This is a genomic window from Nocardia higoensis, from assembly GCF_015477835.1.
Taxonomy (GTDB): Bacteria; Actinomycetota; Actinomycetes; order Mycobacteriales; family Mycobacteriaceae; genus Nocardia; species Nocardia higoensis_A.
This window is the reverse complement of sequence record NZ_JADLQN010000003.1, coordinates 186,575-201,577: the sequence shown is the minus strand read 5'-3', so window position 1 is coordinate 201,577 and position 15,003 is coordinate 186,575. Positions and strand designations below refer to the sequence as shown.

The window sequence follows — 15,003 nt, the reverse complement described above, 5'->3', positions numbered from 1 at the left end:
GTGGGACATTGCGTACGACTCTCCGCACACTGTTTGGAATACCGTTGTCTTTCCGCAACTTTGAGAATCCAATGTTGGGAAGGCAGGGGCGGCACATGATCACGATGCCGAGCGCTACCGCACCGCAGGCATTGCCCGCAATTCTCGCGCGCCGACCGCGCGCACGCGCCGGAATCGGAAACGGGCGACTACAGACCCCGTCTCCGGTCCGTCTCTCGTTCACCACCACCGTCTGAGGAGCTCCGCGCGATGTTCGAACGTTGCCATTCGTCCCAGGATGCGGCACTGCTGCTGCAAGACCGGTACGGCCTGCCCGTACAACTGCTCGGCGGCCGTCCCGTCGTCACCACCGGCAGTGTCCTGGGCGCCCTCGTCATGCCCCCCGAACTCGGCCACGCTGTGCTCGAAGCCCTGGCCTGTTCCTTCCCCGTCCCCGTGATCGCCGATCCCGGCGAGCGGACCTGGACCTATCTGGTCACCCCGCCCAGCCCGAATGCCCCGGTCGACGTGCGGGTCCGCCACCGGCTGGCCGAGTATCACGTGACCGTCGTCCCCGGCGGCCGCCACATCCTGCTGCCCACCACCGATTCCGATCGCGGCTGGCACTGGGCGGCCGAACCCACGCCGGGCCCGCTGACCATGCCCGCACGCTCGGCGGTGATCGACGCGGTACGCCGGGTGACCAGTCTGCCCGCCACGGCGCGCTGACCGCGGACGCGGCGCGCGAGTCCGGTCCTTCGGGGCCGGGCCGGCGCGTGGAACCGGGCGGCCCGGAGCACGGGTGGGCAACGCTGCGTAGTTCTGCCGGGGCGTGTGGTTCTGCCGGGGCGTGTGGATTCGCGTAGATGTCCGGCGGCCGGGCGAGTGTTTCTACTCATGCCCGGCTTCCGCGCACGACCGACCATGAATACATGAGTGGTTCGATCGACCCGGCCCTGGTCTCCCGACTTTCCGAGGAGTTCACCGCGCTGGGGACGCAGATGGGCGCTCTCGGGCGCGACCTGGATCTCCTGCACCGTCAGGTGCTCGCGTCCTACGACTCCGGCGCTGCCGACGCGCGGGGCACGCTCGCGGCAGCGCCGCCCCCGCAGACTTCCACGGCCTCCGTCGCCGACGCTCCGCGGGGCGGGGACGAATCCGTCACTGCCGCAACAACAGTGCCGAACGCGGATGCCGCCACCGTGGCGTCCGGTTCCGGGACGCGTGCCGGAGGTGATCCGGCCGCGTACACGGCCGCGGGACCCCCGAGCACATCGGCTGGAGGCACGGGGGAAGGGCACACATCCGATGCACCTGCCGGTCCGGGCACCGGGCCCATGCCGCAGGTTGGGCCGGTCCCGCAGGTTGGATCGGTGCCACAGGTTGGGCCGGTCCCGCAGGTTGGATCGGTCCCGCAGGTTGGGCCGGTGCCGCCGATTGGGTTGGGGATGCCGGGTGGATCGGGGATGCCGGGGGTGCCCTGGCCCGGCGGTCCGTATGTGCCGCGTCCGGGGTACGGGCCCGGGTACGGAGCGGCGCCGATACCTCGGCCGTGGGGTGCCGGGCCCGGTGCGCCGCGTCCGGGCGTCGGAGTGCCCGCAGGTCCCGGCAGGTCGGTCGCGCAGGCGACGCCGTGGTGGCAGCGGGACGGAATGATCAGCCGGGTGCTCGCGGTGGCCGGGGTCGCGGTGACATTGATCGGTGTCGTCATGTTGCTGGTGCTGGCGGCTCAGGCGGGGTTCTTCGGGCCGGTGCCGAGAGTCGTTGCGGGGGCGGTGTTCTCGGCGGTGCTGGTCGGGACTGGCATCCGGGTGTCGGGGCGGACCGGTGGACGCGTCGGCGGTATCGCGCTGGCGGCCACCGGAATAGCGGGCGGGTACCTGGATGTCGTCGCGGTGACCGCTGTCTACGACTGGCTGCATCCGGTGCCGGGGTTCGGGGTGGCGCTGGCCGTGGCGGCCGGTGGCGTGGCGCTGGCGATGCGGTGGAAGTCGCAGCCGCTGGCGGTCCTGGTGGTGGCGGGCGCCGCGCTGTCGGCTCCGTTCGTGACGACCGAGACGGTGCTGGTGACCTTCCTGATCGTCTTGCAGGTGAGCTGCCTGCCGGTGCAGCGGGTGCGGGATTGGCCCTATCTGCACGTCGTCCGGACGCTGCCGGTGGTGATCGCGGCGCTCGTGTTCGTCGCGGTGGCCGCGATCGACACCCCGAGTGAGCACGTCGGCACGCTGATGACGGCGGCGGTCGCGATCGCGGTGGTCGGACTGGCGGGCGCGCTGTTGGTGACGCGGGTCCGGCCCGGCGATCTCACCGCGAGCCTCGCCCTCGCGGCCGCGGCCACGCCCTTGCTGGTGGCCGCGCCCGCCCTGCTCGAGCGGCGGGTCGCGGTCGGCGTCGCCCTCGGCTACGCGGCGGTCCTGCTGGCGGTGTCGGTGGCGCACCTGATACCGAGACTGCGCGCGGCGACCGGGATCGCCGGACACACCGCACTCGTCACGGCCGTCGTCGGCGCGGTGGCGTTGCTGGAAGCGTGTGTGGGCGGGACGGATTCGCGGACCCTGCCGACCGCGCTGTTCCTGGTGGCGCTCGGATTCACCGGGGTCGCCGGGCAGCAGCGTTCCCGCGTCGCCGCCGGCCTCGGCGCCGCGTTCGGTGTCATCGGCGGCCTGGCCTTCCTGGCCGACGCCGGGCCGGAAACCCTTGCTTCCCCAGGGGTCGCGGGCGATGTCCTCGGTACGGACACGGCGGTGGCGGCGATCGCCGGTCTCGCCGTGCTCGCGGTGACGATGTGGAGTCTGCGCCGGCTCGGCGCGGTGAACGCCCCGGCCCCCGGCACCGGCGGATCGGTCGTGGGGGTAGCGGCGAGCGTGGCGGCGTTGTACCTGCTGACCGCCGTGTCCGTCGCGGTCGGCGTCGCGGTCGGCGGTGTGGACGGGTTCGTCGTCGGTCACAGCGTGGCCACCATTCTGTGGATGGTGAGCGCGACCGGCGCACTGCTCTACGGCCTGCGCAACCTCTCGGCGGCGTCCGGCGCGATCGCCAAGGTGGCGCTGGGCTCCGGCCTGCTGCTGACCGCGGCGGCCATCGCCAAACTGTTCCTCTTCGACCTGGCGACCCTCGACGGATTCGTCCGGGTGATCGCCTTCCTCGCCGTGGGCGTCCTGCTGCTGCTCACCGGCACCCGCTACGCCCGCGCCTTCGCCGAGGCGGGGGAGCGCGGGAACCGGTCGCGACCCGAGGGTGGTTCTCCTCGTCCGGTCGGCGGTGGGTCGGTGGGTACGACGACCGCGGGGGGCGACGACGAGACCGGCGGGGGCGAGGCCCGCGCGGCGGGAGATCAGTCTTCGTCGTCCTGACGGCGCAGCAACTCGTCGACGCTGACCGACTGGTCGTCACCGCTGTGGTGGCGGCCCTCGTCGGCGCCGGGCGCAGGGCGGTGGGCTTCGTCGGCGCCGGGCTGTGGGCGGCGGCGTGAGGAACGCAGTTCGGCCATCCAGTTCTCGATACTGGTCCGGTTGTCGCCCGACGGCTCACCCGGATCCGCTGCGCCACCGGGAGATTCGCAGGAGTCGCCGTACCCTGGCGGGGGCGCGGGGGTCGAGCCGCTGCCGGAGCCGTGTGCCACCGGGGTGGGTCCGCTCGGCATCGGGGTGGTTCCGCTCGGGCCTGGAGTGGGTCCGCCCGGCGCTGTGAAAGGTCCGTTCGGCACGGCGTCGGTGGGGTTCGAGGCCGGATGGGGGGCGTTCGAGGAGTGAGGGTCGTTGGAGACCGGGCGGGGGCCGGTGGAGGCGGGGCCGGTTCCGTTCGGAACAGGATCGGGCCGGGGAACCTGCCTCGGGCCGCCGGGGGGCGTGCCGGGGCCCGTGGGGACCGTGCCCGGACCGTTCGGGCCGACACCGGGACCGCCCGGCGCGGTACCCGGGCCACCTGCCAGCGGACCGGGGCTGTTCCGGAATGGAACAGGTCCGGGTGGAGTGATGTCGAGCCCGTTCGAGGTGACGGCAGGTCCGTTCGGAGTTTTGCTGGGTCCGTTCGGATTCGAACGATTCGGTGCGGGCGGCACGGGTCCGTTCGAGGGTCTGCCCGGAATCGGTTGCGTGCCGTTCCGCGCGGCGGTGGGGCCGACAGGGGGAACGGGGCGCGGGGTACCGGCGTGCGGCCGGGTCGGCTCACCCATCGAGGTACCGGCGGGCGGGCGAGGGCGCACCGGCGGCACCGGTCGCGGCGGATTCGGAGCACTCTTCGCCTGGTCGGCTCCCGCCTGCGGTGGCAGCGACAGACTGTTCGCTCCGGCGGGCGGCTGTCCGGCGGGTCGCCGGCCCGCGGCCGGCCGGCCGACGGTGGGCGAACTCGTGGGAGCCTGCCCCCGCGGAGACCGACCGCCGGTGGGCTGCCCGGCAGGAGCTTGCGCGGACGGCTGATCGGCGGAGGTCCCGGCGCGCGGCCGCGTCGGATCGGGCGCGGCGGGCATGGGACCACGCGGCGGCGCGGCGGGGCGACCCGGCGCTTCCCCGGGTTCCGGAGCATCGGTCTGCACCGACGAGACATCGTCGATGCGCTGCGTGGGTGCCTCGGCCTCGATCTCCGCGACGGTGCGAACGCGGCGGGGGGACTTGCGCTGCTTGTCCTCGGGCAGGGCGGGCATGAGCATGGTGACCGGGTCGGTGATCGGGGTGGTCTTGATCAGGTCGACCACTTCACCGCCGCCCGGGCGCTCGTCGTCGAGGATCGGCTCGCCGAGGCCGAGCCTCTCCTGGATGCGTTTCATCCAGGCCGGAGCCCACCAGCAGTCGTCACCGAGCAGCTTCATGGTGGCGGGCACCAGCAGCATGCGCAGGATCGTCGCGTCGATGAACAGCGCCGCGATCAGGCCGTAGGCGATGTACTGCATCATCACCAGGTCGGAGAAGGCGAACGCGCCGACGACCACGAGCAGGATGAGCGCGGCGGCGGTGATGATGCGGCCGGTGTGCGCGGTGCCCGCGCGCACCGCCTCGGTGGTCGAAGCGCCCTGATTGCGTGCCTCGACCATGCGGGATATCAGGAAGACCTCGTAGTCGGTCGACAGACCGTAGATCACCGCGATGATCAACACGAGCACCGGCGACATGATCGGCTGCGGGGTGAAGTTCAGCAGCCCCGCGCCGTGACCGTCGATGAAGATCCAGGTCAGAATGCCCAGGGTGGACCCGAGGCCGAGCGCGCTCATCAGCGCGGCCTTGATCGGCAGCACCAGCGAGCCGAAGGTGAGGAACATCAGCACCGTGGTGACGAACAGCACCAGCGCGATCATGAACGGCATGCGGTCGAGCAGCGCGTCGACGCTGTCCTTGGTGATGGCCGGCTGACCGCCCACGTAGAGCTCGACGTTGTCCGGCACGTCCATCGACCGCAGGAAATCGATCGTCGGGTCGGGGTTCTCGGAGTCCACGAGTGTGGCGCTGGTCCGGTACACCTCGGGCTCGCTGGTCGAGCGGCTGGGCACACCGAACCCGCCGATCAGCCCGGGCGCCTCGCCCGCCTGCTTCCACACCTTTCCGACCGCGGAGCTGTCCTCGGAGACCATGACCAGCTGCACCGGGTCGGTCTTCTTCAGCGGGAAGACGTCGTAGAAGTTCTCCAGCGCGACCCGGACCTTGCTGTCCGGCGGCAGGTAGCGCTCGTTGATGCCGCCGAATGCCAGGTTCTTCACCGGGATGATCAGCAGCAACAGCAGGATGGTGATCGGCACCGCGATCTTGAGCGGGTGCTGCATCACCCACTGCGTGGTCCGGCCCCAGAAGCCCGCCTCGACCTCTTCGGCGGTCTTGGTCTGCCGGAAACGCTTCAGGCCGAGCATGTCCACCCGCCGACCGAGCACACCGAGCATGGCGGGCAGGATGGTGATCGCGGTGATCGCGGCGAGAGTGACCGTCGCGATGGTGCCGTAGGCGACCGACTTCAGGAAGCCCTGCGGGAACAGCAGCATGCCGCCGAGACTGGCCACGATCATGGTCGCGGAGAACACCACGGTGCGTCCGGCGGTCATCACCGTGCGCCGGACCGCGGCGCGGGGCTCGTAGCCCTCGGCGAGTTCTTCGCGGAAGCGGCTGACGATGAACAGGCCGTAGTCGATGGCCAGGCCCAGGCCGATCATCGACACGACCGCGCCGACGAAGGAGTTCACCTCGGTGACCTTCGTGAGCGCCATGATGATGCCGTTGGCGCCGACGACGGTCAGGCCGCCGACGACCAGCGGCAGTCCGGCGGCGATCAGGCCGCCGAAGATGAAGAACAACAGGACGCCGACGGCGGGAATGGCCATCAGCTCCATGCGCTTCTGGTCGCTGGCCATGGTGTCGTTGAGCGTGCCCGACACCGCCTGCAGGCCGGTCACCTGCACATCGACGCCGTCGATGCCGAAGACGTCCTTCACCTCGCGGTAGTTGCGCACCATATCGGTGTCGTTGTCGCCGACGATGGCGATCGAGGCGAAGGTGTACTTCTTGTCCTGCGACCCGAAGGTGAGCGGTACGCCGGGACCGGTCTCGGTCGGCCAGTACGCGCCGTTGACCTTGGCGATCTGTTCCGGGTACTCCCGAGGCAGCCGATTGAGGCTGTCGACGACCTTGTCCCGGAACTCCGGGTCGTCGATCGTCTTTCCCTCGGGCGCGGTGTACAGCAGGATCACGTCGCTGGTGTGATCGCGGCCGAAGGCCGAGTCGGCGATACGCGCGGCCTGCGCCGACTCGGAGGTCGGATCATCCCAGCCGCTGGAGCTCAGGTGCTCTTCCAGGCCGAAGCCGTAACCGCCCAGTCCCAGCATCGCCGCGGTGACGATGCCGATGACGGCGAAGCGGAAGCGATAGACCAGATCGCCCCAGCGTGTGAACACTAAGCGACTCCTTGACCGGGGCGAGAGGTGAGCAGTGCCGACAGCGGCCGGAACGGCTGCAGCCAGGCACCCTCGTCGGGCAGCGAATCGAGGCTAACCCGTGGGAGCGGTTCGCGGAACACGCCCGGGATGTCCTCGAGATCGATGAACTCGAGGGTATCGGATGTGACCGCCCAGCTGGCGTGCTCGCGGAAGCCGAGTACCTGTGCGGGAACACCGCGCGCGGCGAGGCGTTCGAGCGGCTCGCGGAAAGCCTGGCCGTCGGCTGAAGCGACCATGATCCCGGCCAGACCCGCACCGCGGCTTCGCATCTCGATGTGCGCGAGCATGTCGGCGTCGACGTCGGAGTCCTCGTCGATCTTGGGCTTGGCGAACACCGCGTAGCCGACATTGCGCAGCGCTTCCACCCAGGGGCGCACCACGTCGGCGGTGCCCGGGGCGATGTTGGTGAACACCGTCGCCTCCGGCTCGACGCGGCCGCTGCTGCCCGCGGACAGTTCGGCGGTGCGGGCCAGCAGCCAGCGGCCGAGCGCGTCGAAGCGGGGCCGGTAGGCGGCGGTCGGGCGGCCGCCGAGAATGGCGCCCAAGCCCATATCGAGGTTGGGGGCGTCCCAGATCAGCAGCACCCGGCGCACATCCGGCGCGCCGCCGACACTGTCGGCTCCGGTTCCCGGCACCTCCCCCGCAACACCCCCGGCCGCATCGGCCATCGCACTGACGCTCATCATTCGATCTTGCCCCAGATGAATTCGGTGATGGCGCTGCCCGCCCTGTGTGCCTTGCCCTCGAATTTGGTGACCGGGCGTTCGCAGCCGATCGGGCAGTGCCGCGCCAGCAGCTCGGCGCTGCCGCCGGTGGTCTCGTTCAGGCCGATCAGCAGCGGTTCACCCGCTCCGACCTCGGCGATGTGCTCGGCGTAATCGGCGTGGTCGGTCGCGACGTGCAACACACCGCCGGGCCGCAGCCTGCTCGCGATGAGCGAGAGCGTGGGCGGCTGCAGCAGCCTGCGCTTGTGGTGGCGGGCCTTGGGCCACGGATCGGGGAAGAACACGCGCACACCGGTCAGCGACTCGGGAGCAATCATGTGCTCGAGCACGTCGACGGCGTCGCCGCGCAGCAGCCGGATATTGCCGATGCCGTCGCGCTCGATCCGCTGCACCAGCTGGGCCAAGCCGGGCTGGTACACCTCGATGCCGATCAGGTCGACGTCCGGTTCGGCCTGGGCCATCGCGGCGGTGGCGGTGCCGGTTCCGCAGCCGATCTCGATCACCAGCGGAGCCTTGCGGCCGAACCAGGCTTCGGTGTCGAGCGGCTCGTCACCGACCTCACGGCCGATCTTCGGCCACATCCGCTCCCAGGCGCCCTGCTGATTGGGCGTCAGCGCGCCCCGCCGGGACCGGAAGCTGGTCACGCGCGGGTAGAGCCGGGAGCCGGTGGTGGATCGTCTGCCTGCTTCGAGCGGGGCCGATGCTGTGGACGGCCTGCCCGGAACCGACTCGACACTGTGGTTGGCGGCGTCGTTCACGACGTCCATTGTCCAGCATCGACGCATCGGCTCGGCAACCGAACCCCGACCGCACGGTCTCACCGGTGCGGAGGCCGCCGCAACTAGACTGCTCGCATGAGCTCTCCCACGGTGTTCGTCACCGGTGCCGCCGCCGGGATCGGCCGGGCCACAGCCCTGCACTTCGCCTCACGCGGTTACCTGGTGGGTGCTTTCGACATCGACGAGATCGGCCTGGGCAGACTGGCGGGCGAGATCGAGTCGGCGGGCGGCAAGGTGCACACCGGCGTGCTCGACGTCACCGACGACGCGCAGTGGCAGCAGCGGCTGGCCGAGTTCCATCAGGCGCACGGCAGGCTCGACATCCTCATCAACAACGCCGGAATCCTGCGCTCCGGTCCATTCGAGGCGATCGACCTGCGCGAGCAGCACGCCATGGTGGCGGTGAACGTCGACGGCGTGATCTCCGGCGCCCACCACGCCTTCCCGTATCTGCGCGAGACCACCGGCGCGCAGCTGGTGAACATGTGCTCGGCCTCGGCGCTCTACGGTCAGCCCGAGCTGGCCACCTACGCGGCGACGAAATCGGCGGTCAAGAGCCTGACCGAGGCATTGGATCTGGAGTGGGCGCGGCACGACATCCGCGTGATCGCGATCTGGCCGCTGTTCGTCACGACCGCGATGGTCCACGGTCTCGACACCGGCAGCACCCGCTCGTTGGGGGTGCGGCTGAGCGCCGAGGACGTCGCCGAGGGTGTCTGGAGTGCCACCCGCCGCCGGGGCAGGCTGCCTCGGGTGCATTACGAGATCGGCGCGCAGGCCAAGGTGCTGGCGCTGACGGCGAAGTTCTCGCCCGGTTGGGCGGCGCGCGCGGCGACCAAATTCCTCACCCGCTCCTGACCCGCTCCACATCCCCGGGAATCGGCCGCGTCTGACAGAATCCGCATGGTCGAAGGGGGGATACCGATGCAGCAGGCAGCCACTGCCCGCACCGGGCGCGCACCGGAGCCGGCCGCGCCACCCGACCACGCCGGACTGGATCGGCTGCTGGCCGAGCTGCACGCGCTGGGCGGGCGCGACATCGCGATCGGGCAGCACGCCGACCGCGCCGCCGACCTCTGGCGCACGCCGCCGCGTATCCAGGTGACCGGCCGCGCGCACACCGGCCGCACCACGGTGCTGCACGCGCTGGCGCTGATGTCGGCGGTGGAGACCGGGCCGATCGACGCGCCGGGTGCCCCCGATCCCGAACTCGACGCCGACATCGTCGTCTACGTGCTCGCGGGCGCGCCGCAACCGGCCGACCGCCGGGTGCTGGCCGCGCTGCCGCCACAGCACACCGTGGTGGTGCTCAACAAGGCCGACGCCATCGGCTCGTCCTGGGCCGACGCGGTCGCCGCCGCCGACCGTTACGGCCGGGAACTGCGCAGGCCCACCCTTCCGGTGGTCGCCTCGCTCGCGACCAGGACACGGGCGGGCGCGGTCACCGACGAGGATCTGACCGTGCTGCGCGCCCTGGCCACCGACCCCGATCCCGCGCTGACCCTCTCGCCGGATCTGTTCGTCGCCGCCGCGGCCGGTCAGCACGCCCGTGCACGCGAGAATCTGCTGCGCCGCTGGGACCTGCACGGCGTCGCCTGCGCCCTGGCCGCGCTGCGACACGACCCCACTCTCACCGGACCCGCACTCGTGCAGGTGATGCACGCCGCCAGCGGCATCGACGCGCTGCACCGTCTGCTGCACCGCCGCTACGAACAGGCCGCGGCGCTGCGCGGCGGTGACCTGCTCGACCGCCTGTCCCGCCTTGCCGCGCGTTCGGTTCCCGAAGCGGGCGGCCGCGCCCGCGACCTCATCGAGGACTATCTCGCCGGCGACGAAGCCGTCTGGCTCGGCCTGTGCGCGGGCCTGGCCCACCCCTCGGTCGCGCACCTGGCCGCGGGCTATCCGGCCGTCACCCCGGCCGACGCCGACGAGGCGCTGTCCCGCGCGGCCCGCTGGCGTGCCGTGGTCGCGGGCGACCTGCCGCCCACGGCCCGCCGCGCCGCGCTGCGCGTGCACAACGGCTATATCCGGCTGTGGGGGCGAATGAGCAGTGCCGGATTCTGACCCCGCCGAGACCGGCGGTCACGCCGATCCGACCGCGGCGAGCGAGGCCATACCCGTCGGCGGGGCTGCCGCGAGTCCGCACGCGCCGCCCGTGGCCGACCTGGAACCGGTGGTCGCACGATGGAATCCGCAGGGCATGGCACTGCTACGAGCGCTGCGCACGCCAGGTGGCGCCGCCACCGACGCCGTCGCGCTGGTGGCCCCGGACGATGCCGCCACCACCTTGCTCCGCACCGAATTGGCGCGCCTGACGCCACGGGTGGCGCTGACCGACGCGCTCCCCGATCTCACCGCCGTCGAGACCACTTTCGGCGCGACGGCCGCGCCGCCCGCGGCAACCCTGGTCCTGCTGGACGCGGGCAGTGTGCTCGGCGCCGATGCCGTGCGGCTGATCAGCGGACTGCGCGCGGCCGGAACCACCGTTCTGCTCGCCATGAACAACATCCACGCCCACGCGGGCTGGCGCGAGGCCCGCGCCCGTGATCTGGCGGTGCTCGCCGCCAACGGCTTCGGTGATCTGGACATTCTGCCGGTCTCGGCCCGGCTGGCCGCTGCCGCCAGGTCCGGGGACACCGCGCTGCTGGACCGCTCGGGTCTGAGCGCGCTGCACGCGGCGCTGATCGCCGCGACGGCGAGCGGCGGCGCCGCCGACGAGAGGGCGCGCGCGAGCGTGCTCACCCGGGTGCTCACCGACACCCACGCGCGGGTCGTCGAGCAGATGGAGTCGCTGCGGACCAATGCCGACGCGACCCGCTGGCGCGCCGAGCGCGCCGCGCTACTGGCCGCCAGGGACGGTGGCCGCGCCGCCGCCATGTCGACGCTGCGTGGTCAGTTGCATCTGGCCCGTGTCGACTTGCTGACCGAGACCGGTGCTCAGGTCCGCACGCTGCACGCCGCCGCTCGCGCCGAGATCGACCGGATGCCGCGCGCCGAACTCGCCGACTACCCGTTGCGCTTGCAGCAGACGGTCACCGACCTGACTTCGGTCGTCGATCGGGCCGTCGACCGCAGGATCGGCGAGATCGGCAGGCGCCTCGACGCGGCGGTCACCACGGCCGACGCCATCGTCGCCGACGCCGCGCGGTCCGGCGGTACCACCGCGCCGAACTCTGCCGCCCCCCGAGCCGCCGCGACGGGTTCCGTCGCTCCGGGAGCCGCCGCGACGACGGCGGCCGTTCCGGGATCGCCCGTTCCCGGATCCGGCGCCACGGGACGCGGAGGAGCCGATGCGGCGGGGGCCGTCGCCGGAGGTACCGTGCCCACGGGATCCGCCGGAGGCAGACCGGATGCCGAACCGCTTCGGGCGCACCGGACCGAGCTGCTCGGGCCGGGCACCGACGTGCTCGACTCGCGCTCGCATCCTTCCGCACGGCGTGGTGCCGATCCCGGGCCGCGGGTCGGCCCGGACCCCGAGCCCAGGCACGCGGGGGTGGAAGACCACTTGATGGTGGCGCTCGGCGCCTCGGCGGGCGCGGGCCTGGGCAGGCTGCTGGTGTCGCCACTGTCGTCGGTGCCCGCGCTGGAGGTGGCGAGCGTTCCGGTAACCCTCGCGCTGGGTGGTGTGGTGGCCTGGTGGGTGGTACGCGCCCGCCGACAGGTCGCCGACCGCGCGCACCTGCGTCAGTGGGTCGCCGAGGCGCTGGTGACGGTCAAGGCGCAGTTGGAGCAGCGGGTGGCGACCGCGCTGGTGGAGACCGAAACCGCGCTCACCGAACGGGTGATGCGGATCTGCGCCGAACGCGTCGTCGACAACGACCGCAGGGTCTCGGAATTGGAGGCGCGGATTCGGCGAACGGCCGCCGAACGGCCCGGTCAATTGGCCGCATGTGAACGAGACATCGCGGTCCTCGAGCAATACCTGGCAACCACACGCTGATACCACGAAGGGGATCCGCGCCGATGTCTCGAATCGGTGGACCCGGAGCATCGTGGCTGTTGGATATGTCACTGAATGGGTACATATTCCACAACCCGGCTCCGTTCCAGCCGTCACGCCACGTTAACCTCTAATCAGGAACCTGGGCGTCCGCTGCGTCCCGAAGTACGCGGTCCAGCCGGGGCCGCGTGGTCATGGTGGTCGCAGCGGGTGCCGTGAGCCGCCCATCTCAGGAGAGTTTTCATGACCTCAGCGACCATTCCTGGTCTTCGTGGATCCGACGGCCAGGCGCCGACCGAGCACAGCGAACTTCTCGCCTGGGTACAAGAAGTGGCCGAACTCACCCAGCCGGCGCGGGTTGTCTGGGCGGATGGTTCCGATGCCGAATGGGAGCGGCTCACCGACCAGTTGGTCGCGGCGGGCACCTTCAAGCGCCTCGACGAGAAGAAGAAGCCGAATTCCTTCTTAGCGCTGTCGGATCCCTCGGACGTGGCCCGGGTGGAATCGCGCACGTTCATCTGCTCCGCGAGCGAGGCCGACGCCGGGCCGACCAACAACTGGGTCGATCCGGCCGAGATGCGCGCGACCATGACCGAGTTGTACCGCGGCAGCATGAAGGGCCGCACCCTCTATGTCGTGCCGTTCTGCATGGGCCCGCTCGACGCCGAGGATCCCAAGCTGGGCGTGGAGATCACCGACTCCGAGTACGTCGTGGTCTCCATGCGCGTGATGACCCGCATGGGCCGGGCCGCGCTGGAGAAGCTGGGGACCGATCGTCCGTTCGTGAAGGCGCTGCACTCCGTGGGCGCCCCGCTGGCCGAGGGTCAGGCCGACGTGCCGTGGCCGTGCAACGACACCAAGTACATCACCCACTTCCCGGAGGACCGCGAGATCTGGAGCTACGGCTCCGGTTACGGCGGCAACGCGCTGCTGGGCAAGAAGTGCTACTCGCTGCGCATCGCCTCGGCGATGGCCCACGACGAGGGCTGGCTGGCCGAGCACATGCTGATCCTCAAACTGATCTCCCCCGAGGACAAGGCCTACTACGTCGCCGCGGCCTTCCCGAGCGCCTGCGGCAAGACCAACCTCGCGATGATCCAGCCGACGGTTCCGGGCTGGCGCGCGGAGACCCTGGGCGACGACATCGCCTGGATGCGCTTCGGCAAGGACGGCCGTCTCTACGCGGTGAACCCGGAGTTCGGCTTCTTCGGCGTGGCGCCGGGCACCAACCACAGCTCGAACCCGAACGCGATGGCGACCATGGAGGCGGGTAACACCGTCTACACCAATGTCGCGCTGACCGACGACAACGACGTGTGGTGGGAAGGTCTGGAGGGCGAGCCCGACCACCTCGTCGATTGGAAGGGCAACGACTGGTACCTCCGCGAGACGGAGACGCTGGCCGCGCACCCGAACTCCCGCTACTGCACCCCGATGTCGCAGTGCCCGATCCTGGCCCCCGAGTGGGACGATCCGCAGGGTGTGCCGATCTCGGCCATTCTGTTCGGCGGACGTCGCAAGACCACTGTCCCGCTGGTGACCGAGTCCTTCGACTGGCAGCACGGCGTGTTCATGGGCGCGACGCTGTCCTCGGAGCAGACCGCCGCCGCCGAGGGCAAGGTCGGTACCGTGCGCCGCGACCCGATGGCGATGCTGCCGTTCCTGGGCTACCACGTGGGCGACTACCTGGATCACTGGATCCAGCTGGGCAAGAACGCCGACGCGAACAAGATGCCGAAGATCTTCTACGTCAACTGGTTCCGCCGTGGCGAGGACGGCCGCTTCCTGTGGCCCGGATTCGGTGAGAACTCCCGCGTGCTGGAGTGGATCGTCGGCCGCATCGAAGGCACCGCCGGCGCCGAGGAGACCCCGATCGGCAATGTGCCGCGCGCGGCGCATCTGGACCTGGACGGCCTCGATGTGGACGCCGACGATGTGGACGCCGCGCTCGTGGTGGACGCCGAGGAGTGGCGCAAGGAGCTCCCGCTGATCGAGGAGTGGTTCGAGTTCGTCGGTGACAAGCTGCCCAGCGGCGTCCGCGACGAATTCGAGGCGCTGAAGCAGCGTCTGGGCTGATCGGCGAGCCCGCCGTAATGCCCCGAGGCCCCGGAGCTTTCGCGCTCCGGGGCCTTTTTCCATTTCTCGAACATAATTCGTTTTCGTGACCTTTCACCGGTTTGCCCGCGGTGCGCCGGGGTAAGACGGATGATGACGATCGGGCGTTTCGCAGTATGCAATCCGATCGCGGTCGGGTGATTTTCACCGGAGCTCATCCATTGCGGTGGCCAGTGCTCCGGAATTGGTTGCGCGGTAATGCGTTCCAGTGCCGGAAAGAGATATCCGGTCGCATATCCGACGGTTTCTCCGGGTTATCGGAAGGTCGGTCGGCGTGTAATTCCAACCTGTTGCGCGCGGCGGCAACACGTTCTGTGAAAGATGCTTTCTTCACTCTCATTGCGGTACCTGAACGGCGGGTGACCAGTAGAATCCGAGGCAATGTGAGAGGTGGTCCGAGCATGGTCGAACAGGACATCCCCGGAGCCGCGGCGTCGCACGGAACGCCGACCAGTACGCCTGCCCATCGGGCGGCGGGACGATTGCAGCAGGTATTGCCACCCGGATACGAGGTGTGGGTCGAGGACCTACCCGTCGATTCTGATGCCGATC

Annotated in this window: 9 protein-coding genes; 6 read left to right on the top strand and 3 right to left on the bottom strand. The window is 70.6% G+C overall.

Features of this window, described 5'->3' with window-relative positions:
- Nucleotides 1–249: 249 nt before the first annotated feature.
- Together IU449_RS18810 and IU449_RS18805 are read left to right on the top strand one after the other, a co-directional pair.
- Nucleotides 250–708, top strand: coding sequence for a hypothetical protein (locus IU449_RS18810; protein WP_195003427.1), 459 nt, complete (start codon nucleotides 250–252; stop codon nucleotides 706–708).
- An 863-nt stretch (nucleotides 709–1,571) separates the two neighbouring features.
- Nucleotides 1,572–3,332 carry a DUF2339 domain-containing protein gene (locus IU449_RS18805; RefSeq protein WP_324188318.1) on the top strand — a complete coding sequence of 587 codons (1,761 nt, stop codon included), beginning with the start codon at nucleotides 1,572–1,574 and terminating at the stop codon, nucleotides 3,330–3,332.
- Here the strand turns inward: IU449_RS18805 and IU449_RS18800 are convergent.
- From IU449_RS18800 to trmB, 3 genes are read right to left on the bottom strand one after another with little or no spacing between them, the layout of a single operon-like run.
- Entirely contained in the window at nucleotides 3,314–6,850 is a 3,537-nt protein-coding gene (locus IU449_RS18800; RefSeq protein ID WP_195003426.1) for an MMPL family transporter, read from the bottom strand. The two genes, IU449_RS18805 and IU449_RS18800, sit on opposite strands and share 19 nt — an antisense overlap.
- Nucleotides 6,850–7,575: an NYN domain-containing protein gene (locus IU449_RS18795; RefSeq protein ID WP_195003425.1), complete on the bottom strand. Its 726-nt coding sequence runs from the start codon at nucleotides 7,573–7,575 to the stop codon at nucleotides 6,850–6,852. The genes IU449_RS18800 and IU449_RS18795 overlap by 1 nt, the downstream gene beginning before the upstream one ends.
- The gene (gene trmB / locus IU449_RS18790; protein WP_195003424.1) at nucleotides 7,575–8,384 is read right to left on the bottom strand and encodes a tRNA (guanosine(46)-N7)-methyltransferase TrmB; all 810 of its coding nucleotides are present in this window, start codon (nucleotides 8,382–8,384) and stop codon (nucleotides 7,575–7,577) included. Before trmB ends, IU449_RS18795 begins: the two co-directional genes overlap by 1 nt.
- A gap of 87 nt (nucleotides 8,385–8,471) precedes the next feature.
- Here trmB and IU449_RS18785 point away from each other — a divergent pair, with 87 nt between their 5' ends.
- The 4 genes from IU449_RS18785 to IU449_RS18770 all read left to right on the top strand — a co-directional run bounded on the left by IU449_RS18785 (nucleotide 8,472) and on the right by IU449_RS18770 (nucleotide 14,412).
- Nucleotides 8,472–9,254: an SDR family oxidoreductase gene (locus IU449_RS18785; RefSeq protein WP_195003423.1), complete on the top strand. Its 783-nt coding sequence runs from the start codon at nucleotides 8,472–8,474 to the stop codon at nucleotides 9,252–9,254.
- 66 nt (nucleotides 9,255–9,320) lie between these two features.
- Nucleotides 9,321–10,460 (top strand): hypothetical protein, encoded by a 1,140-nt coding sequence (locus tag IU449_RS18780; protein WP_195003422.1) that lies wholly within the window; start codon nucleotides 9,321–9,323, stop codon nucleotides 10,458–10,460.
- Entirely contained in the window at nucleotides 10,447–12,336 is a 1,890-nt protein-coding gene (locus IU449_RS29130) for a hypothetical protein (RefSeq protein WP_324188317.1), read from the top strand. The genes IU449_RS18780 and IU449_RS29130 overlap by 14 nt, the downstream gene beginning before the upstream one ends.
- A gap of 243 nt (nucleotides 12,337–12,579) precedes the next feature.
- Nucleotides 12,580–14,412, top strand: coding sequence for a phosphoenolpyruvate carboxykinase (GTP) (locus IU449_RS18770; protein WP_195003421.1), 1,833 nt, complete (start codon nucleotides 12,580–12,582; stop codon nucleotides 14,410–14,412).
- Nucleotides 14,413–15,003: the final 591 nt, after the last annotated feature.